This window comes from Mucilaginibacter gynuensis (assembly GCF_039541195.1).
In the GTDB taxonomy this organism is placed as follows: domain Bacteria; phylum Bacteroidota; class Bacteroidia; order Sphingobacteriales; family Sphingobacteriaceae; genus Mucilaginibacter; species Mucilaginibacter gynuensis.
The window spans coordinates 490,877-510,752 of record NZ_BAABFT010000003.1 but is presented as its reverse complement, the minus strand read 5'-3'; the positions used below and the strand labels follow the sequence as shown (position 1 = coordinate 510,752).

Below are 19,876 nucleotides of genomic sequence, written 5' to 3'. Positions count from 1 at the left end.
TGATTGATAATGAGTGGCTTATAACTGTCAAACAAACGCTTTACCGCTGTTCGGCTCCATAAATGGAGTTGCGGCTGCCACACCGGCTAAGGCTTTCGCCCGGGCATTTTAATAGTGAGCGGCTTTTGATTACGCAGCGCTTTGGCGGCCTCGCCCGTGAGCCATAAATAATGGTCGGATGGTTTGCCGTCCATATTAATAAAGGAAGTTACGGTGCTCACCGGCGGGTTATCGCTGCCTTTAAAAATGGCGGTACCTTCGTTCACTTCATCAAACATGGCTACATATAACATGGTAGCGCCCGCGTTAAGCGTAGTGGCTATTTGCTGCCAGTAAAAACGGCCGCCTTGCCTCGGTATAGAGTTAACAGGTTTCACATCATCCGGAAATTCATAGCGGCTCAAATTGTGCCAGCTAAAACCCGGATACACGCAGGGCACGTAGGCAATGTTGTTATCGGCACACCATTTCATATCATCTATGGTGTTATCACGCAGCCTGTCCATATCGTTATGCAGTAACGGCGACTAACGTTGTACCGTCCATGGTAGTACGATGTTGGCTTTTTTTATGAGGGTATGCAGGTAAGGGTCGTTGATGCAATCGGCATTGAGGTTGCGCCAGTTGGTTGGTACGCCCAGCATTACGGTACAGCCGCCGTAAACAGGGTCGTTCTTCAGGAAATCGATCAATCTTTCCAAACCAATATTACGAATATTATACGGTCTGTCGGGGAAGCCAACACCCCATATAGTAACCAGTGGCTTACCGTTATGATGGATTTATGTTTTTTTGCCGGGTTGGTTGGTTACCTTCAACTGGTCAACCAGGTATTTCCAGTCCTCGATCAATGCCGAACAGTCCTCGTTAGCGCCGCTCAATCCCGAAAGATCATACATCACGCCAATGGCACGTTCATATTTTGAGGCCGCCTCAAAGGCGTTCTGCAATATGGTAAGAGATTCTTTATCATGATTTTTGGCGTTGCCGAAAAAGCGCTGCATAAACACGCCATCTACCCCGTATTGCTGCATCCACTTAAAATGCAGGTCGACAGTGCTTTTATCATACGAACTGAAAAACTTAGCCGTTTGTCCGTTAGCTAATTTGAAAGGTGTATCGTAGGTTTTTTCGTATTCGGTAACATCAGGCCACATATCAATTCCGGTGCGGTTTTCGTTGCCGTAAGCATATCGCTTAGCGCCTGAACCATCGCCCTCGGCCCTGAACCATCCCTGGTAACCGGCCATTACCAACCCTTTGTATTCGGGATACAGGGTTTGTTTACTATGCTTCAGCTGGGCATAACTACCCAAGCCCATACATACTGATAACAGAATAATTAAAGTAATTTTTATTTTCATACGCTTATTAGTCAACAAAACGGTGTTACGGCATTACGGTGAATGCCGGAGTGTTTACAAAATGAGGCAGTGTTGTTATGGTTTATAACTATCGCCAAATTTGCCGTTGTGCTATTAATAATTGCTTAATAAACTATTAATGCGGCAGGTAAAATCAATTTATCTGCCGCATTAAGCTATTATTTATTGAAAATATTGGTAAAATTTTACCTACTACTCTAAAAAGGTATTAAAATCCTTATCGTAGTCTTCGCCGTAAATGGTTTTATATTCTTTGCAAAAAGAGTCGTAAGCATTTTTAGCGATGGAGTGCTTACCCAAAATAATGAGGGATTTGCATTTCAGCACCATGGCTTCTTCATTCACCGGGTCGAAATAGAAGATGTAGTTGGCCAGTTTTATCAAAAACTCCGGGTCATCATTAATATTGATAGAACTTGCGAAGTGCAGGTAGGTGTCGATTATCTCATTCGAGATCTCTGATTTAAAGGTATCCAGCCACTCGTACTCTACATCGGCCAGGAAGTTGCCGCGCTGAATGATCTTTGCCAGTCCCGAGATCTTCTGTTTATCCAGGCGGCGCTTATCCTTCACCACATCAAGGTAATCCTTGTAATCTATTTTAACCACCTGCGGGTCAATGCTAATTTTCCAGTGACCGCTTTCTTTAGTGATTTGGCAGGAAGTAACCTTATCCAGCACGTTTTTAAGCTTGGCAATATTTACCGAACGGTTGTTACGTGCACTTTCGGCCGATTTATCAAACCAAAGTATCTCCTTCAGCTTTTCTGAAGTGATACCCCTGCCCCACCTGATTGTATACAGTATAATGATGAGGAAAAGTTCTTTAGTAAGCGGCGTTAAATGGCGGGTAATGTCGGTACCCTCGCTGTCAAACAATTGCAGATCTCCAAACAGGTAAATGGAATTCCGGTTGTGGGTCACTTCCTCTTCTTCCTCTATTACCGGCAATACAGGTGGTACAATTACTTCGGCAAGTGTTGTAGTTTGAAGTTGGGCCGAATGACTTTCTGGTGCTATAGCCGGGGTTTTAGGCTTCCTGTTGCGACGATAGAATACCATGGCTGCTAACAAGATCAATAAAGTTATTATGCCATACAACCAATAAGCCATGTACGATTTAGCCTTAGCCGCGGGCACTTCATTTGCAATTGGCGGGCTATACAGCGAATACATATTTACCCGCGTTTGCCCTTTACCATTAAAAAACAGCGTTACGGCTATAAACTTTTTGCTCAGCGGGCAGTAAAACAGATCGGCATAAGAGCTGATATCGTGGAAAGTATAAGGGATACCATTACCCAACATTTTAAACTCGGGCTTGGTTAACGAACCGGAGATAAGTTGCAGGCGCGAGTTATACTTATGTTTTGGGAAGATAAGCGCGTAATATGAATCCTGATCTTTATTGATCACCATTGAATTGGCGAACACAAAATCTTCGCCCTTAATATTCAACTCGTATATCTTTTTAAACGTACGGGCTTTTACATCAAAATAAAGCAGATCGTACAGGTTACGGGGGTTCAGTATTTGCTGACCTGTAGTGCTGCCGTATCCGCCTAAAATATAAGCGCCCTTATCAGTTACGCCCAAAGCGGCAAGGTAACGGGGTACCAGTGTTTCGCCCGTTACATCTATCTTATCCCATATTTTACTATGTATATCGTAACGCTGCACTTCGTTCTTGTAAAAGAACTGGCCATAACCGCCTATAACATATAGCGAAGAATCGGCAGGGTGATAAAATTTATTGGTATGCCAATAATTGGTTTCAAAATCGAGGTTGTTATGTTTCAAATCCCAGGTTTGGATTTTGAAATTGAAGGTGGCAACCTGTTTACGGTCGGTATTGATGTTATACAGCTTTTTTAATACGGTATTATAAAGCGACTGGTTACCACGGATGAGAAACTGGTTACCAGAATTATAGCCGTATGATTTAGTTTTTGAAAGCGTTACCGAATAATTGATCAGCGAATCTTTAGATACAATGTAAACCGATTCGCTATCGGGGTTAAACGCTATACTCGCAGGCCCGTTAACCGTGAACGATTTTACCGGCTGCCATATACAGTGCAGCTTTTTAATCCATAACGGGTTAATTACTTTAGCAATGCTGCCGTTCACCTCATCGCGCGCGGTATTGCCATCGCCCTCGTTAAGCAGCCAGTTGTAGGTAAGTTTTTGCCCCTCGATGATGGTGATATTGCGCAGCTTCATGGGCGGCACATCGTTGGTTTTAAAATCGAGGTAATCGTTTGAGCCGAACAGGATCTTGAAGCAATCGTTCTTACTTACCTGGATACGCTGACTATAGGGCGTATTATTTACAAACACGGTTAACATGCTGTTACGCAAGTCGAACTTTAAACGCAGGCGCGTCCAGCCGGTAAGCAGTTTCTTTTCATCAATATTGAAAGATATGTTTGAAAACTTATCGCCGATAACCAGTTTAAAGTGGTTGCCCTCCAACCGGCGATCATACAGCAGATCGATATTTTGTTTGTCGTTATCAATCAGCCTGAAAATATAGCCGAAGTAATTATCATGATTGGGCAGAAAGGCAAAATCGAACGCGATCTCAAAATCATTCTTAAAACACAGCGTCTTATCCGGACTAAGATCAAACCCTGTACGTTTATCCTGCACGGTTTCATGAGAAGAGAAGCCCAGTCCGTATGATTGTGCCAACAATTCAGCGGGTGTAATAAAACAGCCTAAAAGTAATGTGTATATAAGAATTAGATAGTGCCTTGATCTCATTAGTACGCTAAACGCTTTTAAAACCTGCCACACACGCCTATAGTAAAAAAAGCCCCTGTCTTTTGTTTTAAAAAAGATAAGGCTGCGAAAGAAAATGCGGGGTACAGATCTATAATTGCAACAAATTTAATGGAATGTATGGTTTATCAAGCATTAAAATAGCATTATATGGCCTTTAATTGCGGTTTTCGGCTTAAATGCCACCTTGGTTTAGTGTTGCATAATTGTACCCTTAACAAATGCTAAATGGGTTTATTTGGGCAATTTGTACAAATGGTAATGTTTGTATACCGTGGTTGTACTTTTTGGCATTGCAGCTATTAATTTTTTCAACATAATACACATTGCTATTGAAATAACCATTTATTAACAATGACGTGATGTATCCCCGTTACCTTTGCGCCATATTTATTGCGCTTGCAACCCGTTCTTTATACAATAAATGAGGTCAGTTAAATAGTTAAAGAATTAAGAGTACTGCAAGGTGCTCTTTTTTTATACCTTGTTAGTAGATTTTCAGTAAGAATTGTTAATACAGCCCCAGGTTGTTAACATAAACATAACATTGAATTAACCATTAGATAACCTATCTTTGCTCAATAAATCAGCGAGATATGAAAAAACATAAACTGAAATCACTTATTAAAACTGCACGTAAAAGCGCAAAAAGAGATATACAGACCATTTTAATCAAGAACCTTAAAGAAGTAGCCGCCAAAGTAGCCAAAGATTCAGACAAGCTGGATAAAAAAATTAAACTAAGCGCCAAAAAACTGGCAAAAGAAATTTCAAAAGAGGTTATCATAGACGAAACAGCGCTTGCTGCCCCGGCAGAAAAGGCCATTGAGCCCGAAGCGGCTGTAATTACCGAAGCTGCAATTAAAGAAAGCAAGCCTAAGAAAGTAAAAGCACCGGCTAAAACTAAAGCTGCCGCGCCTGCTGTTACTGCCGAAGAAGTTAAATAATAAGCACACAACATAAATAAGAGGGGCTGTACCGCATTAATTGTAGTACAGTCCCTCTGTTGTTTTATACTACAGCAAACCGTTGCGCTCAAAGTAAGCCTGTAAGGTATCGGGCTGTGTCATTAAAAAGGTTTGTATCCCCAACTTTTCCGCACCCGCCAAATGCTGCGGACTATCGTCGATAAACAATGTCTCTGCCGGATCCAGATTGTTCTCCTGCAACACTTGCTCAAATATGGCCGCCTCGGGTTTGCGCTTGCCCGTAAGGTGCGAGTAATACGTTTTCTCGAACAGGTGATCGTTACCTTCAAAATCAAACTCTCGTTTCAAGTAGTCCATAATATGATCGTAATGGATGGCGTTGATGTTGCTGAGCAAAAACGAACGGTACTTAGCCTTCAATTTTAATAATAATTCGTGGTTACCGTCGGCAATTCCGAGCAGCATGCTGTTCCAGGCGGTGTTAATTTGCTCGTCGGTGAGTGCATTATTACCGGTTATGGCCCTTATTTTGTCGCGAAAAGCTTCGGCAGTGATCTCTCCCCTATCAAAAGCATCAAATACGGCATCCTGCTGTAAATGGCCAAAAAACTGATCGGAGTTATTGATACCCAGCGCACTCCATGCCTGCTGTGCCCTGGAAAAATCAATACTGAAGATGACGTTACCATAGTCGAAGATTATATTTTTAATATTTTTCATAATTAGCTTTTGTTAATTGAAGGCAAATATGTAATATTGCGCCTCGAAAAACAACAAAGTTTTCCGGCGCCTATAGCTCAGTCGGTTAGAGTAGAAGACTCATAATCTTTTGGTCCCTGGTTCGAGCCCAGGTGGGCGCACGAAACGTGATTTTTTAAGATCACTCAACCCTCTAAATCGCTGATTTAGAGGGTTTTTTGTTTTATTCTGATCCTTTTCAGTCCTTACGAATGCACAGGGAAAAACACCAATCCGACACCCTGGAATTAAATTTTAATTTTAGGCGCATTTATGGGTTAATGGACTGTTATACAGTTATTTAAGTCTTTAAATATAGATCAAAAAAGACTTAAAAAGACTGCTATTCAAATCTTTCCTGCGCCCTTTTTGCGCCCTGAAAAATGACGGTTTCAGGCGGTAATTATTCATTTATTCACTTAAAAACTGTAAAAAGATGAAAACATCGCAGTCATTTGGTGTGCATTTCACCATCAAAAAAGAAAAGGCAAAGGATGGCGTGACCAACGTTTACGTGTCCGTAACGGTCAACAAAGAGCGGATCCATTTTGCGCTCAAGCACTACGTCAAGGTCGACAACTGGGACAAAGGACGGGGCGGCCTGAAGATCAAAGTCCCCGAAGCAAAAGAGACCAATGCTTACCTGGAGCAGGTCAAATTCACGATCACTACTTATTACCAGCAATTACAGATCGCCGGTAAAGAAGTAACACCGCAATTACTAAAATCCATGTTCCTGGGAGAAGAAGCTGAGGAAACCTTTTCGCTGAGCAAGTTGATGGATTACCATTACGAGACGGCCGCAGCGGCCCTGACCTGGAGCACGCTTAAACATTACGCCGTTACACGCCGCTACCTGGAAAAATTTCTGAAAGAAAAGCGAAATACGACGGATATCCGGATCAATGATATAGACTATAAGTTCATCATTGATTTTGAGACCTATTTGCGGAACCACAAGCCCAAAGACCATCAGCGGCCGATGAACAACAACGGCGTGATGAAACACCTGATCCGCCTGCGTAAGATGACGACCCTGGCGCTCAAACTGACCTGGATATCCCGTGACCCTTTCAAGAATTATAAGTTCCGCTACAAAAAGGTCGAGACCGCCTTCCTTAATCAAAAAGAACTTGACTCCATCAAGGTAAAAGATTTTGCGGTTGACCGGCTGAACATCGTTCGTGATCTCTTCGTTTTCAGTTGCTACACCGGACTTTCCTATGTGGACCTGATGAATTTGAAGGAGAACAATATCTCAGCGGGTGAAGATGGCGCGAACTGGATCAAATTATTCCGTCAAAAAAGCAACGAACCGACCAATATCCCGATCCTTCCCGTCGCCCAGCAAATTTTGGAGCGTTACCGTAACGCTGACCGCGCTGAAATAACCGGTACACTATTTCCAAACTTGTCCAATCAGAAAGTAAATAGTTACCTGAAAGAGATCGGCTTTATGAATGGTATCAAAAAGATACTAACCTTCGGCGTTGCGCGTCACACTTTTGCTACCACAGTAACCCTTTCGAATAATGTTCCGATCGAGACGGTGAGCAAAATGATGGGACACACCAAGATCGCTACCACTCAGATCTATGCGCGTGTCTTAATGAAAAAGATCAGCGATGATATGAACGTACTTCGGGAAAAGCTCGAACCGGAAGCACCTAAACGGAAAGCGGTAAAAAGATCCGGGCTAAGAAAAGTAAGCTGATAATTAAAAATAAAAACATGGAAGATCATTTTGTGTCAGATGACATCATCACCAATAAAATATATTTGATAAGAGGTCAAAAGGTTATGTTAGACAGCGATCTGGCCAACCTTTACCAAGTCGAAACCAAATACCTGAAGCGGCAAGTCCGGCGAAATCTTGAACGGTTCCCTGATGACTTTATGTTTGAATTAACCCCGGAGGAAATTTCAAGGAGCCAATTTGGCACCTTGAAACAGGGTGGTAATATCAAATATGCCCCTATGGTATTTTCCGAACAAGGCGTTGCCATGCTTTCAAGTGTGATCAGCAGTGCGCCGGCCATCGCAGTTAACATCCAGATCATGCGGGTATTTACCAAAGTACGTCAAATGCTCACTGATAACACTGAATTGCGTTTGGAGATCGAAAAGATCAAAAGTAAACTTGACAACCAGGATAAGAATATGGAGATCGTGTTTCGCTACCTGGATGAATTGCTCGAAGCGAAATATCATCCGCAACCGCGTGAGCCGATAGGATTTAGATTGAAAGGTTAAGGTACCGCATTTTAGACACCCTGCCAATTTCGCAAACAATGTCTGCGAAATTAATGGAGCCACAACAACGTGGCTCCATTTTAAAGCATTCCCTTTTCGAATGGCCAGTTCAGATCAATTGATAGCAAACTATCAATATAGCCTGTTAGCATATTGATGAAGCCAAATTCCGCAACAGTGTCGCGGAATTTGCTAAGCCGTTAAATACTGTAGCCCTTCAACTCTTCTTTATCATAGCCACCGGTACAATCCAGGCAGGCCAGTCCGTAAGCATCATACTCATCATAAGCCGCCCCGGGTTTACCGAAAAGCGTTATGATGCGGTCGATCCGGATCCGTGAACCCTTATCCAGGAAAATAAACACGCCTTCGCCCTGGATCTCTTTCATCTCCACGATGGTGCCGGCAGCATCACAGATCCCTTCCTCCCGACAAAAAAAGTTGATCTTGCCGCTTGTCTTTTTGGCGATCTGCTCTTCGATGACTTCCCGGTATTCCCAGGCCACCGGCAGATAGTTTGTTGTTGCTAATGATTCCGGTTTTAAATTCATAACGCTTTTATCTATTTCTTTAAGGATAACAGGCCGCTCATCAGTTCCTGGTTGAACTGGTCAATATTGATTGTATGCAGCATATCGTAGATACGTGTCCTGATGGCTTTGAATTCTTCGTGCAAGGGGCACGGATTTATCTCCGAACATTGCTTAAGCCCCAACGCACAACCCCGGAAAAGGCCGTCACCATCAATTGCTTCGACGATATCGCTGAGCGGACGCTTGAGGTTAGCCTCATCGATGAAGAAGCCGCCGGTGGGTCCTTTAAAAGAATTAATGATCCCCTTACGGCTCAGGTCCTGCAGGATCTTGGCCAGGAAGAACTCAGGTGAATCAATGCCCGCTGCGATCTCCTTGATCCCGACCTTGCGACCCTGCACACCGGTGTGGGCAATAAACAATACTGCCTTGATCCCGTATTCGCATGTCTTTGAAAATATTGCCATAATCTTAAACAAAGTTAGTAAAAAAATAATAAAAGATAAATTTGTCTTTTATTATTCTGGCAATTACATTTGTCCCGTCGATCAGCAGTGCTGGCTTATTGCAATCAAATAAAGGATAAAAAGGTATTTATATATTATTATGACAAAAGATCAAGAAGCCCTCATTACCGCAACCGTACCCGTTCTAAGAGAGAACGGCGTGTTGCTTACCAAATATTTCTATAACCGGATGTTCACCCATCACCCGGAACTGAAGAACCTGTTCAATATGGGTAACCAAAAAAGTGATAAACAGCAGACCGCGCTGGCACTGGCTGTACTGGCTTACGCGGAGAACATCGCCAACCCGATGGTGCTGTTGCCTGTGGTCGACCGTATCGGTCACAAACACGTCAGCCTGGACATTCGTCCCGAGCATTATATTATCGTCGGTAAGCATTTGATCGCCTCTATACAGGAAGTATTGGGCGAAGCTGCCACACCGGCTATTGTAGACGCCTGGACAGCCGCTTACCAGCAACTGGCGGCTTTAATGAGCGGGCATGAAGCAGGTATCTATCAACAGAAAACCAATACCGAATATGGCTGGACAGGCTGGCGACCATTTGTGGTAAAACAAAAGATCGCCGAGTCGGCCGAGATCACTTCGTTTTACCTGTACCCTTCAGATGGTGGAAAGGTGGCCAGCCACCAACCCGGGCAGTTCATTAGTTTACGAACTTTTCTGCCCGAACTTAAATTGAACCAGGCACGCCAGTACAGTATCTCCAGCGCCCCTAATAACGAATACTACCGCATTTCCGTTAAGCGCGAATTAGGTAAAGAAATAGATACCAATGGTATGATCAGTAACCGGCGGCATGATCATGTGCACGAGGGGGATGTTCTGGAGATCACCGCCCCATCGGGTAATTTCGTGTTAGCAGACGGGCTGGATGCACCGGTCACCCTGATCAGCGGCGGTGTTGGCTTAACACCTTTGCTGAGCATGCTGCAAAGCCTGATCAGCAATGACCACCAGCATCCGGTCACCTGGTTACATGGCTGCCGCAATGAGGGCGTTCATGCCTTTAAACATTACGTGGAAGCTATGGCGTCCGGGTTCCCTAATTTAGCTCATTATACTTTTTATAACGAACCGACCGAAGAGAACAAACAAGCCGGTATTTACGCAGGCTTTCTGGACATTGCCGGGATACCGGAATTTAACGCTGACCCGAACGCGCACTACTTTGTCTGTGGCCCGGCCGTCTTTATCCAAAAGCAATACCGGGACCTTTTAGCCGCCGGGGTTGATAAAGACCGCATCTATTTTGAAGAATTCGGACCGCAGGTGCTGTCACTGAACTGATCTTAAACCCATAAATTTTCAGCTTATGCTTACGCTTAAAACAAATACAACAGCTGCCTGGGCAGCGAAACCGATCGCAAGAAACAGGTTCAACCCGGTCAAAGCTTACCTCAGGTTCGCAGATGGCCAGAAAGACCATAAAACGATGTGGTGGTGCATTAACCTGGTGGTGCATGGCAACCTGGTGCTGGCCGTGCCTGCGGTGATCATTTACTATTATAACGCACCGGTTATTTTACTGGCTGTTACTGTACTGGGTTTCTTTGGTAACCTGGTCGCCAATATGGGCGGTGCGGGCATCCGCATTACGTTGACTGCATTCTTTGCAAGTCTGCTCGTCAACCTGGGGATGCTCCTCATTTATATGTTGTAGCGGATACTCTGATCGTAAAAAGCTGGCTCAGGCCGGCTTTTTTTTATTGCAGAACGGGCATTCTGGGCTTCGTAGTTAACTTAAACAAAGGGGGCTCGACCAAAGGATCTATAATTGTCAATAAACAAAGAACCTTTGCGAACCTGACCAAGCCGGCCCATGGTCGGCTTTTTTGTTTCCTGTTCTCTTCAGGCCAACCAGTTTACGGCTATAAACCACAAAACTGGATCAGGACAGGGTTAGGACTCCTAACTATGTTTGTATCACAATTTAGTAACAAGTAAAACTTATAAAAATGGCAAGATCAATTTTCTATCACGCCGGTTGCCCGGTATGTGTCAGCGCAGAACAAGACATTATCGGTCTGATCGGTGAAAACAATGTGGAAGTAGTGAACATCGGTGAAGACAGAGCCCGTATCGCTGAAGCGGAAAAAGCAGGCATCCAGTCAGTACCTGCTCTGGTGACCCCTAATGGCAATGTACTGCACATCAATTTCGGTGCATCATTAGCCGATGTAAAAGGTTAAACATAACCGGCCCTGCCGTACCGGCAGGGCCTCTTTACTATTCAATTAAGATCATGAAAGTTGCAGTTTGGGATACCTACGTCGAAAAGAAAGACGGTGACACGATGCATTTCGATATCCTCGCCCCAAGTGAGATCACGAATGAGATCGTCATCCACGAAATGGGTAACAATTACTTAAAGTCCAAAGGACAGGAGGGCCAGTCGCTGACTGCCAAAGAATGCCGTCTTTGCCATATGGAGATCGCGCCGGCTGAAGTACAACGGGCCATCGAACAGAACGGTTATTATATCATAGAAATGGAAGGTTGTGACTGACGATAAACAGATAGTGACCACAGCAGAAGGCGGCATCGATCACAAGATCATTGTCGCCTTTGAGCGTATATCCCAGGCGCTCCGTACCATGGCCTGGAACAGCGGCAAGCAACAGCAGTTAAACCCGGTACAATCCCAGCTCCTCATATTTTTACTGCGCCACCCTAACGCCGCTAGCAGCATCACCGCGCTGGCCAGGGAATTTGGTGTGAGTAAGGCCAGCCTGAGTGAAACTGTCAGTGCCCTGGAAAAAAAAGGCTTGATAAATAAGGCTGCGACTAGAAGCGATCTGCGTAATTTCAGCATCCGTTTGATGCCGGAGGGTTTACAGGCCGCGGCTGAAGCGGCACAGTACACCAACCTATTGACAGCTGCCCTGGGAAATTTACCCGCTCCAGGAAAAGAGGTGCTATTTGACGCTTTGGGTTCCCTGATCTTTGAATTGCATAACAGCGGCGTTGTTCCGGTACAACGGATGTGTCTGAGCTGTCATTATCATGAAATGAGAAATGACGGGCATTTCTGCCGGCTGCTGGAAAAACAACTGGCTGTCGCTGCGCTGCAAGTGGATTGTGCTGACCACATTCCGGCAAAGGTCCTATAGCAGCTTCGCGATCTTTTTCAATCCTTCTTCCAGCTGTTCTTCCGTTAACGAGGCATAACCCAGGCGCAGGCCATTGACCGGCTCGCCATAACTGAAACTTTCAGGCGGTAATATTTGCACGCCTTTTTCTAAAAGCTTTTTGTGTAGAGTGACCATGTTGGTCTTCACCTTTGGCTGTAACCAAAAAGCCAGACCGCCTTCCGGTTTTTGAAAATCCACCTTCCCGCCAAGATGCTCTTTGATCATTTTTTCAAAAACATCACGCTTGCTTTTGTAAAGCAGTGTGGCCCGGCGCAAATGCCGTTTGATATGCCCTTCATTGATCAATTGCAGAACGGCCTGTTCCATCATGTTATCGCCCTGCGTGTCTATGATCCGGCGCAATTGCCCTACCTTTTGGATCAGTTCTTTCGAGGTGGCCAGGTAACCTATGCGTAAGGCCGGTGCTACGATCTTACTCATGGTACCGATGTAGACAAAATGTTCTACGTTCTCAAAACTGCTGACCGGCAGGATCGGTCGCTGACCAAAGTGGAACTCATTGTCGTAATCGTCTTCAATTATAGTAAAACCATAGTGATTGGATAGTTCGATCAGTTCCAGCCTGCGGGTAAGACTTAAGGTAACTGTGGTTGGGAATTGATGGTGGGGCGTAATGTAGATCGCTTTGATCGTTTTGCCTTTGCGTAAATAGGCGCTCAGGTCATCGACGATAATGCCATCCTTGTCCACATTGACCGGTAAGATACTTGCACCGGCATGTTCGATCGCCTGCCAGGCGGGTTTATAACCGGGATTTTCAACTGCTACTACATCGCCCTTCTGCAAAAGACAATGGGCGGTCAGGTACATCGCCATCTGGCTGCCACGCGTCACAAAGATCTCCTCGGCGGTCAGGCGCATGCCCCGCTTATAGTTAAGCATTTCAATGATCGCATTACGGAAGTCAAGATCACCGGCACTGTCGACATATCCCATCATTTGCCAGCGGCCTTTCCGGTTGAAGATCTGCCGGTAAGCACCTGCCAGCTCAGGTATGGGCGCGATACGGCTATCCGGGAATCCATCATTAAATACGATCTCCGGCACCAGCGTCGCGGCCTGGGGTACAACGATCGTTTCCTTATCCCTTTTCACTTCCCTGAACTCAGGTAACCGCTCGGCGACGAATGTCCCGCTCCGTTCTTTGGAGATCAGCCAGCCTTCTGCCAGCAGCACATCCAGGGCATCGATCACCGTATTACGGTTCAGCTTTAACTGGGTGGCCAGTTGACGGCTGCCGGGTAATGGCGAACCGCTTCGCAACTTACCGGCTTTGATCGCAGCGATGATCGAATCCGCTATCTGGATATACACCGCTCTTTCGCAATCTACATTGATATTGATCTGAAGATCCCAAGGTCTTAACATAACTGGACTACCTTAAATTATAAATTCTGTATCACTTATATACTCCAAATATACATCAATTTTGTAATGCAATAATGCAACAACACTTAATTTTTTTAAGATGTCAAATACAAAATTCAACACTGCCGAGACCGAGTTCAAAACAGCGATCCATGACGAACAAAAACAATTCAGTTCAAAAGATTTTCATAAAACTTTTGCAAGGCCGGTGTTTGTAAAACCACCTTACCTGGTACACCGCAACGTGGAACATGCCGGCGAGCACAACCAGTTCTCTACCGAACGTAAACACCCGGTATTCTTTGTCGACCTGCCGAGTAAGAATGTGAGCATGACCATTGGCGGCTTGCTGCCGGGTCAGCTGACCAATAAACACCGTCACACTTATGAGACCGTATTGTATGTGCTGGAAGGCAAAGGCTATACCGAGATCGAGGGTGAAAAGATAGAGTGGCAAAAAGGTGATGCCGTATACATCCCGTCATGGGCATGGCACAGGCACCAGAACCTGAGCGATGCCGAGTCGGCCAAGTACATTGCCTGCGAGAACGCGCCGCAACTGCAAAACCTGGGTGTCGCACTTCGTGAAGAAGAAGGCAGGGATCTTTAATCTATTTACGGACAGGCCTCCTTTACCGGAGGCTTTTAAACCAGCTATTACATATGAATAATGTACCATTTAAAGGGATCATCGCTTATCCCATCACGCCATTCGATAAAAATGAGCAAGTCGATATACCGCTATTTAAAACTTTGGTTGAACGCCTGGTCAGCACAGGTTCACATGGTATCGCACCCCTGGGCAGCACCGGTGTACTTCCCTATCTTACCGATACAGAAAAAGAAGCGATCACCGAAGCAACCATCCAACAGGTAGGTGGCCGTGTGCCAACGCTGGTGGGTGTTTCCAATTTAACCACGGAAAGAACGGTCTATCACGCGCAGTTCGCTGAAAAGGCAGGTGCCACTGCCGTCATGATCATTCCGATGAGCTACTGGAAACTCACCGACGACGAGATCGTGGCGCACTATGATAAGGTCGCTGCTAAGATCAATATCCCGATCATGGCTTATAATAACCCGGCTACCGGTGGTGTCGATATGTCGACCACACTTTTAAAAAGGTTACTCGAGATACCGAACGTGACCATGATCAAAGAAAGTACCGGTGATGTGCAGCGCATGCACACCCTGAAAAAAGAGCTGGGTGACGATGTCGCTTTCTATAACGGCTCAAACCCGTTAGCCTTAGCGGCATTCGCCGCGGGTGCGACCGGCTGGTGTACAGCAGCGCCGAACCTGATCCCGGAATTGAATCTCAGCTTATACGAGATGATCAAAATAAACGACCTGAACGCCGCTCAAAAAGTGTTCCTGGATCAGCTTGACCTGCTAAAATTCATTGTTGCCAAAGGTTTACCACGCGCGATCAAGACAGGTCTTGAAATTCTGGGCACAGCAGGCGGTGAGTTAAGAAGTCCGTTGCAGCCGCTGAGTACTGCTGATCAGCAACAGTTAACCAAGATCCTGGAGGATGTCGCTGCTTTACAGGCCTAAGTTCTGATCTGGACTACCATGTTTTGAAAATTCTGTACCAGCCTGATGGTGACGGGTTAACTTAAATTTACCACAGTTACCCGTTGCCGTTCAGGCCTGTGGTAATAAAGATCCATATATGTCAGTGAAAAAGAAAATACAGGTGGAAAAAGTGACCGACCCGATAAAACTGGAAGAGGTCTTCGCCATCAGAACGCAGGTATTTGTGATAGAGCAGCAATGTATACCGGAACTTGAAAAAGGCTTTGAAGACGAGTCTGTACATTTTCTGGCCACCGTTGATCGTGCCCCGGCAGGCGCGTCACGTTGGCGGGAAACAACACAAGGCTATAAGCTGGAACGGATCTGTGTGCTACCGGAATTCCGGGGCTTGGGAATTGGAAAAGGTCTGGTGGAGGCCATGTTACAGGATCTGCCATCAGATGCCGGTTATATCTATTTGCACGCACAGGTCCAGGCTACCGGCCTTTATGAAAACTTTGGCTTTGTTAAGGTAGGCAGCCCTTTCGGGGAAGCCGGTATCATGCATTGCAAAATGGAGAAAAATGTGATCGCGGACGATCAGATAAACTAACCCGGATGTATCTGTCAGATCTCATTATAAATGATAAAGAAAGAATTGCATTCAGCGATCTTTTCCTGCCGGAAAAAGATCGTGCGCAACTGAACGACCTGCTGAAAGAATTCAGCTATGCGGAGCAGCTGCTACGATATGAGCTGCCGGTCAATAATAAAGTATTGCTTTACGGCAGTTCCGGTTGCGGTAAAACTGCCACGGCAAAAGCGATCGCCAATGCCCTGGGTAAACCATTGATCGTACTTAACCTGAGTACGGTCATCAATGCCAAGATCGGCGAGACCGCGCAAAACCTGAGGATGGTCTTCGATCATGCGGCCAAAATGAAAGCGGTACTACTGTTGGATGAGTTCGATCAGATCAGTAAAGGCAGAAGTATCGACGATAAAGATGTTGGCGAGATGCGCCGTATAGTGAATACGCTGATCCAGTTGCTGGACCGGCTCACAGCAGATACTTTATTGATCTGCGCGACCAATCACCGCGATTTTATCGACCACGCTTTATTAAGGCGTTTCCAGTTGCAGTTGAGCTACACCTTACCATCTTCAGCGGTGCTGGACGGTTACTACGACCAGTTGCTTTCCAAATACCCGGAAAATATCAGCTCCGTGGAACGGCGCTATGAACTGTCGTTCGCCGAAGTCAAGGACCTTACCCTTACTGCCGTAAAGAGAAACCTGATCTGTCTGCTCGAAGCCGGTCAGGAAGATCATCAAATAAATAAGGTTCCTGAAACAGTTTAAACCTTGTGTCATGGAAGATCAAATTAACATCATTGAACATATTAAAGAAATAGAGGACCGGATCATCAAGGCCTGTGAAAAAAGCGGCCGGGACCCTCATGAGATCTTATTATTACTGGCGACAAAGACCGTTCCCGCCAAACGAATCGCGGTCGCGCTGGAAGCCGGGCATCGCGTGATCGCGGAGAACAAGGTCCAGGAGCTCAAAGAAAAATATTGCGCACTGAGGTCTGTCAAGCATGTTAACCATTTCATCGGCCACCTGCAAACCAACAAGATCAAGGACCTGCTGAAATACGACGTGAGCTGTATCCAATCCATCGACCGCTTCGAACTGGCAGAAAAACTGGACCAGCGGCTGGCATTTGAGCAAAAGACCATCGATGTCTTCATCCAGGTAAACACCTCAGATGAGGAAAGCAAATTTGGCGTGCATCCCGGCCAGACGCTGCAACTGGTCAGACAGGTCGCTGCCTTAAAGAACATCCGCATCAAAGGATTGATGACCATCGGCTTGCTGAGCAATGAGTCGGAAAAGGTCCGCGCCTGTTTTCAGCTGCTTAAAAACATACAGCAAAAGGTCCTTGACGCGAACATCCCGGGTGTCTCGGTCCGGGAACTGTCCATGGGCATGAGCGGTGATCTGGAGATCGCCATTGAGGAGGGCGCCACGATCGTCAGGGTGGGCACCGCGATCTTCGGGCAGCGCCCGACACCTGACAGTTATTACTGGAATGAAACTTCCGCCTTAAGCACTGCAACGTCATGAGAATACATTTTTTACAACACATAGCTTTTGAAGGACCGGCTTCGATATTGGAGTGGGCAGAACTGCAACAGTATGAAGTAAGTTTCACCAGATTCTTTGAAGACGGTTTTCAGATACCTGAGCCGGATGAGCTGGATGCGCTTGTCATTATGGGCGGCCCTATGGGCGTAAATGATGGTGACCGCTATATCTGGCTGAATACGGAAAAAGAATTTATTTATGCATGCATTCAGGCCGGGAAGAAAGTACTGGGCATTTGCCTTGGTGCACAGCTGATCGCTGCCAGTCTCGGCGCTGCGGTCAGGAAAGCACCGAACAAGGAGATCGGCTGGTTCCCGGTCGCGCCTGCCGAAGATTGTCTGATGGTCGGCTGGTTCTATGAGCTTTTCAAACATCAGCCAACCGTATATCACTGGCATGGTGATCAGTTCGATATCCCGCAGGGCGGACTTAACCTGCTGATCTCTGCAGCCAATGAAAACCAGGCTTTTGCTTATCAGGATAACGTTCTGGGATTACAGTTTCACCTGGAGGTGTCGCGATATGATGTCATCGATATGATCCAGCATGGCTGGTCTGAGCTTGATCACGCGCCCTACATCCAGGGTATGGCTTGCCAGATCACCGGGTGTACCAATGTAAGAACCGCAAAACGTACCATGAACCGGCTGCTGGATATTTTTCTGGCACCGACAACATAAAGAACTACAATTTTAAATACTTAACAATTTATAAAATGGACGAACAAAACAATAAGTTAACTACGGCAGCCGGCAATCCGGTAGCCGACAATCAGAACGTGCAGACGGCCGGTCCACGCGGACCGGTGCTGTTACAGGATTTCTGGTTCCTGGAGAAAATGGCGCATTTTGACCGTGAGGTCATTCCTGAACGACGCATGCATGCGAAAGGTTCCGGCGCTTACGGTACGTTTACCGTAACCCATGATATTACCGCTTATACCAAAGCGGATATTTTTTCGGAGATCGGTAAAAAGACCGACCTGTTCTTACGCTTCTCGACCGTTGCCGGCGAGCGCGGTGCGGCCGATGCCGAGCGTGACATCCGTGGCTTTGCCGTGAAATTTTATACCGGCCAGGGTAACTGGGACCTGGTAGGCAATAACACGCCGGTGTTCTTTTTCCGTGACCCGATGAAATTCATCGATCTGAACCATGCGGTAAAACGCGACCCGAGGACCAATATGCGCAGCGCGGACAATAACTGGGATTTCTGGACCTTATTACCGGAAGCCCTGCACCAGGTGACCATCGTCATGAGCGAGCGTGGTATCCCTAAAAGCTACCGGCACATGCACGGTTTCGGCAGCCATACCTTTAGTTTCATCAATGCGAACAACGAGCGTTTTTGGGTGAAATTCCACTTCCGTTGCCTGCAGGGCATCGCGAACCTGACCAATGAAGAAGCGGAGGCGATCATCGGCAAGGATCGTGAGTCAAGCCAAAAGGATCTGTATGATAACATTGAAGCCGGTAATTTCCCTAAATGGCAGCTTTGCGTACAGATCATGCCGGAAGCAGATGCCAAAACCTATCGTTTTCATCCGTTCGACCTGACCAAAATTTGGCCGAAAGTTGATTACCCGCTCATTCCGGTGGGTGAAATGGAATTGAACCGTAACCCGGCCAATTACTTCGCAGAAGTTGAACAAGCAGCCTTTAACCCGGCCAATGTTGTGCCTGGTATCGGTCATTCACCGGATAAAATGTTACAGGGGCGTTTGTTCTCTTACGGCGATGCGCAACGTTATCGCTTAGGCGTGAATCATTCCCACATCCCGGTGAACGCGCCGAAATGTCCTTTCCATTCCTTCCACCGTGATGGTGCCATGCGTACCGATGGTAATCTCGGTTCGACGATCCATTATGAGCCGAACAGCTTTGGCCAGTGGAAGGAACAGCCTGAGTTCAAAGAACCGCCATTGCAATTGGAAGGTGACGCCTATGCCCACAATTACCGTGAAGATGATGACGATTACTTCACCCAGCCAGGCAACCTGTTCCGCCTGATGGATGACAAGCAAAAAGAACTGCTGTTCAGCAACACGGCTGCAGCCGTTGGCGGTGCGCAGCAGTTTATACAGGTAAGACACATCCGGAATTGTTTTAAAGCCGATCCGGCCTATGGCATCGGGGTTGCAAATGCTTTAGGCATGACCATTGAAGAAGTTGATAACTTCAGCCATCCGAACTTATCATAACAACTCCAAAAAAAGCCGGAACTTAAAAAGTCCGGCTTTTTTTGGAGTTAACAGAGGTAATTACTTCGCTTTTTCAAATATCATATCAAGCAGGTGGCTGATTACTTCCGGCATTGTCAGCCTGCTGGTTTCTAAACTCAGGTCAATCCGATAAATTGACCGCTATCAAATCGGGAATGGAGAATCGTTTAATAAATACAATAACGAGTTGATCAATTGCTTGGTTCCCTACAGATATTCGGGAACGGCGAGTCGTCTGAAATGCTGCGCGAGTTTCATCCGATAACCTGCCTCTACGACAAAAGCCCCGACCGGTCAGTCGAAGCTTTCAAA

General features: G+C 46.1%; 23 protein-coding genes and 1 tRNA gene. 16 read left to right on the top strand and 8 right to left on the bottom strand.

Features of this window, described 5'->3' with window-relative positions; all coding sequences use genetic code 11:
• Positions 1-86 precede the first annotated feature (86 nt).
• The 4 genes from ABD894_RS08485 to ABD894_RS08470 all read right to left on the bottom strand — a co-directional run bounded on the left by ABD894_RS08485 (position 87) and on the right by ABD894_RS08470 (position 4,079).
• Positions 87-506, bottom strand: coding sequence for a glycoside hydrolase family 71/99 protein (locus ABD894_RS08485; RefSeq protein WP_345210577.1), 420 nt, complete (start codon positions 504-506; stop codon positions 87-89).
• 21 nt (positions 507-527) lie between these two features.
• Complete coding sequence (locus ABD894_RS08480) at positions 528-701, bottom strand: hypothetical protein (protein WP_345210576.1); 174 nt, start codon at positions 699-701, stop codon at positions 528-530.
• An 81-nt stretch (positions 702-782) separates the two neighbouring features.
• Positions 783-1,364 carry a glycoside hydrolase family 71/99 protein gene (locus ABD894_RS08475; protein WP_345210575.1) on the bottom strand — a complete coding sequence of 194 codons (582 nt, stop codon included), beginning with the start codon at positions 1,362-1,364 and terminating at the stop codon, positions 783-785.
• A 213-nt stretch (positions 1,365-1,577) separates the two neighbouring features.
• On the bottom strand, positions 1,578-4,079 hold the full coding sequence (locus ABD894_RS08470) for a Kelch repeat-containing protein (protein ID WP_345210574.1): 2,502 nt from the start codon (positions 4,077-4,079) through the stop codon (positions 1,578-1,580).
• Positions 4,080-4,765: 686 nt separating this feature from the next.
• Here ABD894_RS08470 and ABD894_RS08465 point away from each other — a divergent pair.
• A complete protein-coding gene (locus ABD894_RS08465) occupies positions 4,766-5,116 on the top strand; it encodes a hypothetical protein (protein ID WP_345210573.1) in 351 nt (116 codons plus the stop codon).
• Between the two features lie 69 nt (positions 5,117-5,185).
• Here the strand turns inward: ABD894_RS08465 and ABD894_RS08460 are convergent, their stop codons facing one another.
• Positions 5,186-5,818, bottom strand: coding sequence for an HAD family hydrolase (locus tag ABD894_RS08460; RefSeq protein ID WP_345210572.1), 633 nt, complete (start codon positions 5,816-5,818; stop codon positions 5,186-5,188).
• A gap of 66 nt (positions 5,819-5,884) precedes the next feature.
• Here ABD894_RS08460 and ABD894_RS08455 point away from each other — a divergent pair.
• The 3 genes from ABD894_RS08455 to ABD894_RS08445 all read left to right on the top strand — a co-directional run bounded on the left by ABD894_RS08455 (position 5,885) and on the right by ABD894_RS08445 (position 8,089).
• Positions 5,885-5,958: transfer RNA gene (locus ABD894_RS08455), tRNA-Ile, on the top strand.
• Positions 5,959-6,272: 314 nt separating this feature from the next.
• Entirely contained in the window at positions 6,273-7,550 is a 1,278-nt protein-coding gene (locus tag ABD894_RS08450) for a site-specific integrase (protein ID WP_345210571.1), read from the top strand.
• Positions 7,551-7,567: 17 nt separating this feature from the next.
• Positions 7,568-8,089, top strand: coding sequence for an ORF6N domain-containing protein (locus tag ABD894_RS08445; RefSeq protein ID WP_345210570.1), 522 nt, complete (start codon positions 7,568-7,570; stop codon positions 8,087-8,089).
• A 200-nt stretch (positions 8,090-8,289) separates the two neighbouring features.
• Here ABD894_RS08445 and ABD894_RS08440 read toward each other — a convergent pair whose 3' ends face one another.
• Positions 8,290-8,640 carry a hypothetical protein gene (locus ABD894_RS08440; protein ID WP_345210569.1) on the bottom strand — a complete coding sequence of 117 codons (351 nt, stop codon included), beginning with the start codon at positions 8,638-8,640 and terminating at the stop codon, positions 8,290-8,292.
• 11 nt (positions 8,641-8,651) lie between these two features.
• Positions 8,652-9,089: an RrF2 family transcriptional regulator gene (locus ABD894_RS08435; RefSeq protein ID WP_345210568.1), complete on the bottom strand. Its 438-nt coding sequence runs from the start codon at positions 9,087-9,089 to the stop codon at positions 8,652-8,654.
• A gap of 139 nt (positions 9,090-9,228) precedes the next feature.
• Here ABD894_RS08435 and hmpA point away from each other — a divergent pair, with 139 nt between their 5' ends.
• The 5 genes from hmpA to ABD894_RS08410 all read left to right on the top strand — a co-directional run bounded on the left by hmpA (position 9,229) and on the right by ABD894_RS08410 (position 12,263).
• A complete protein-coding gene (gene hmpA / locus ABD894_RS08430) occupies positions 9,229-10,440 on the top strand; it encodes an NO-inducible flavohemoprotein (RefSeq protein ID WP_345210567.1) in 1,212 nt (403 codons plus the stop codon).
• A gap of 25 nt (positions 10,441-10,465) precedes the next feature.
• On the top strand, positions 10,466-10,813 hold the full coding sequence (locus ABD894_RS08425) for a hypothetical protein (protein ID WP_345210566.1): 348 nt from the start codon (positions 10,466-10,468) through the stop codon (positions 10,811-10,813).
• A 295-nt stretch (positions 10,814-11,108) separates the two neighbouring features.
• Entirely contained in the window at positions 11,109-11,342 is a 234-nt protein-coding gene (locus ABD894_RS08420) for a thioredoxin family protein (protein ID WP_345210565.1), read from the top strand.
• A 53-nt stretch (positions 11,343-11,395) separates the two neighbouring features.
• Positions 11,396-11,659, top strand: a complete 264-nt coding sequence (locus ABD894_RS08415; protein WP_345210564.1) for a DUF2024 family protein — start codon at positions 11,396-11,398, stop codon at positions 11,657-11,659.
• On the top strand, positions 11,652-12,263 hold the full coding sequence (locus ABD894_RS08410) for a MarR family winged helix-turn-helix transcriptional regulator (RefSeq protein ID WP_345210563.1): 612 nt from the start codon (positions 11,652-11,654) through the stop codon (positions 12,261-12,263). The genes ABD894_RS08415 and ABD894_RS08410 overlap by 8 nt, the downstream gene beginning before the upstream one ends.
• On the opposite strand, the gene pdxR is transcribed toward ABD894_RS08410, so the two are convergent.
• A complete protein-coding gene (gene pdxR, locus ABD894_RS08405; protein ID WP_345210562.1) occupies positions 12,258-13,673 on the bottom strand; it encodes a MocR-like pyridoxine biosynthesis transcription factor PdxR in 1,416 nt (471 codons plus the stop codon). The two genes, ABD894_RS08410 and pdxR, sit on opposite strands and share 6 nt — an antisense overlap.
• Before the next feature lie 100 nt (positions 13,674-13,773).
• Here pdxR and ABD894_RS08400 point away from each other — a divergent pair, with 100 nt between their 5' ends.
• The 7 genes from ABD894_RS08400 to ABD894_RS08370 all read left to right on the top strand — a co-directional run bounded on the left by ABD894_RS08400 (position 13,774) and on the right by ABD894_RS08370 (position 19,543).
• Positions 13,774-14,283, top strand: a complete 510-nt coding sequence (locus ABD894_RS08400; protein WP_345210561.1) for a cupin domain-containing protein — start codon at positions 13,774-13,776, stop codon at positions 14,281-14,283.
• A gap of 53 nt (positions 14,284-14,336) precedes the next feature.
• Positions 14,337-15,230 (top strand): dihydrodipicolinate synthase family protein, encoded by an 894-nt coding sequence (locus ABD894_RS08395; RefSeq protein WP_345210560.1) that lies wholly within the window; start codon positions 14,337-14,339, stop codon positions 15,228-15,230.
• Positions 15,231-15,348: 118 nt separating this feature from the next.
• On the top strand, positions 15,349-15,804 hold the full coding sequence (locus ABD894_RS08390) for a GNAT family N-acetyltransferase (RefSeq protein WP_345210559.1): 456 nt from the start codon (positions 15,349-15,351) through the stop codon (positions 15,802-15,804).
• Between the two features lie 5 nt (positions 15,805-15,809).
• Positions 15,810-16,553, top strand: a complete 744-nt coding sequence (locus tag ABD894_RS08385; RefSeq protein WP_345210558.1) for an AAA family ATPase — start codon at positions 15,810-15,812, stop codon at positions 16,551-16,553.
• 10 nt (positions 16,554-16,563) lie between these two features.
• Positions 16,564-17,322, top strand: a complete 759-nt coding sequence (locus ABD894_RS08380) for a YggS family pyridoxal phosphate-dependent enzyme (RefSeq protein WP_345210557.1) — start codon at positions 16,564-16,566, stop codon at positions 17,320-17,322.
• The gene (locus ABD894_RS08375; protein WP_345210556.1) at positions 17,319-18,023 is read left to right on the top strand and encodes a type 1 glutamine amidotransferase; all 705 of its coding nucleotides are present in this window, start codon (positions 17,319-17,321) and stop codon (positions 18,021-18,023) included. Before ABD894_RS08380 ends, ABD894_RS08375 begins: the two co-directional genes overlap by 4 nt.
• On the top strand, positions 17,936-19,543 hold the full coding sequence (locus ABD894_RS08370; protein WP_425562932.1) for a catalase: 1,608 nt from the start codon (positions 17,936-17,938) through the stop codon (positions 19,541-19,543). Before ABD894_RS08375 ends, ABD894_RS08370 begins: the two co-directional genes overlap by 88 nt.
• The last annotated feature ends 333 nt before the right edge of the window (positions 19,544-19,876 follow it).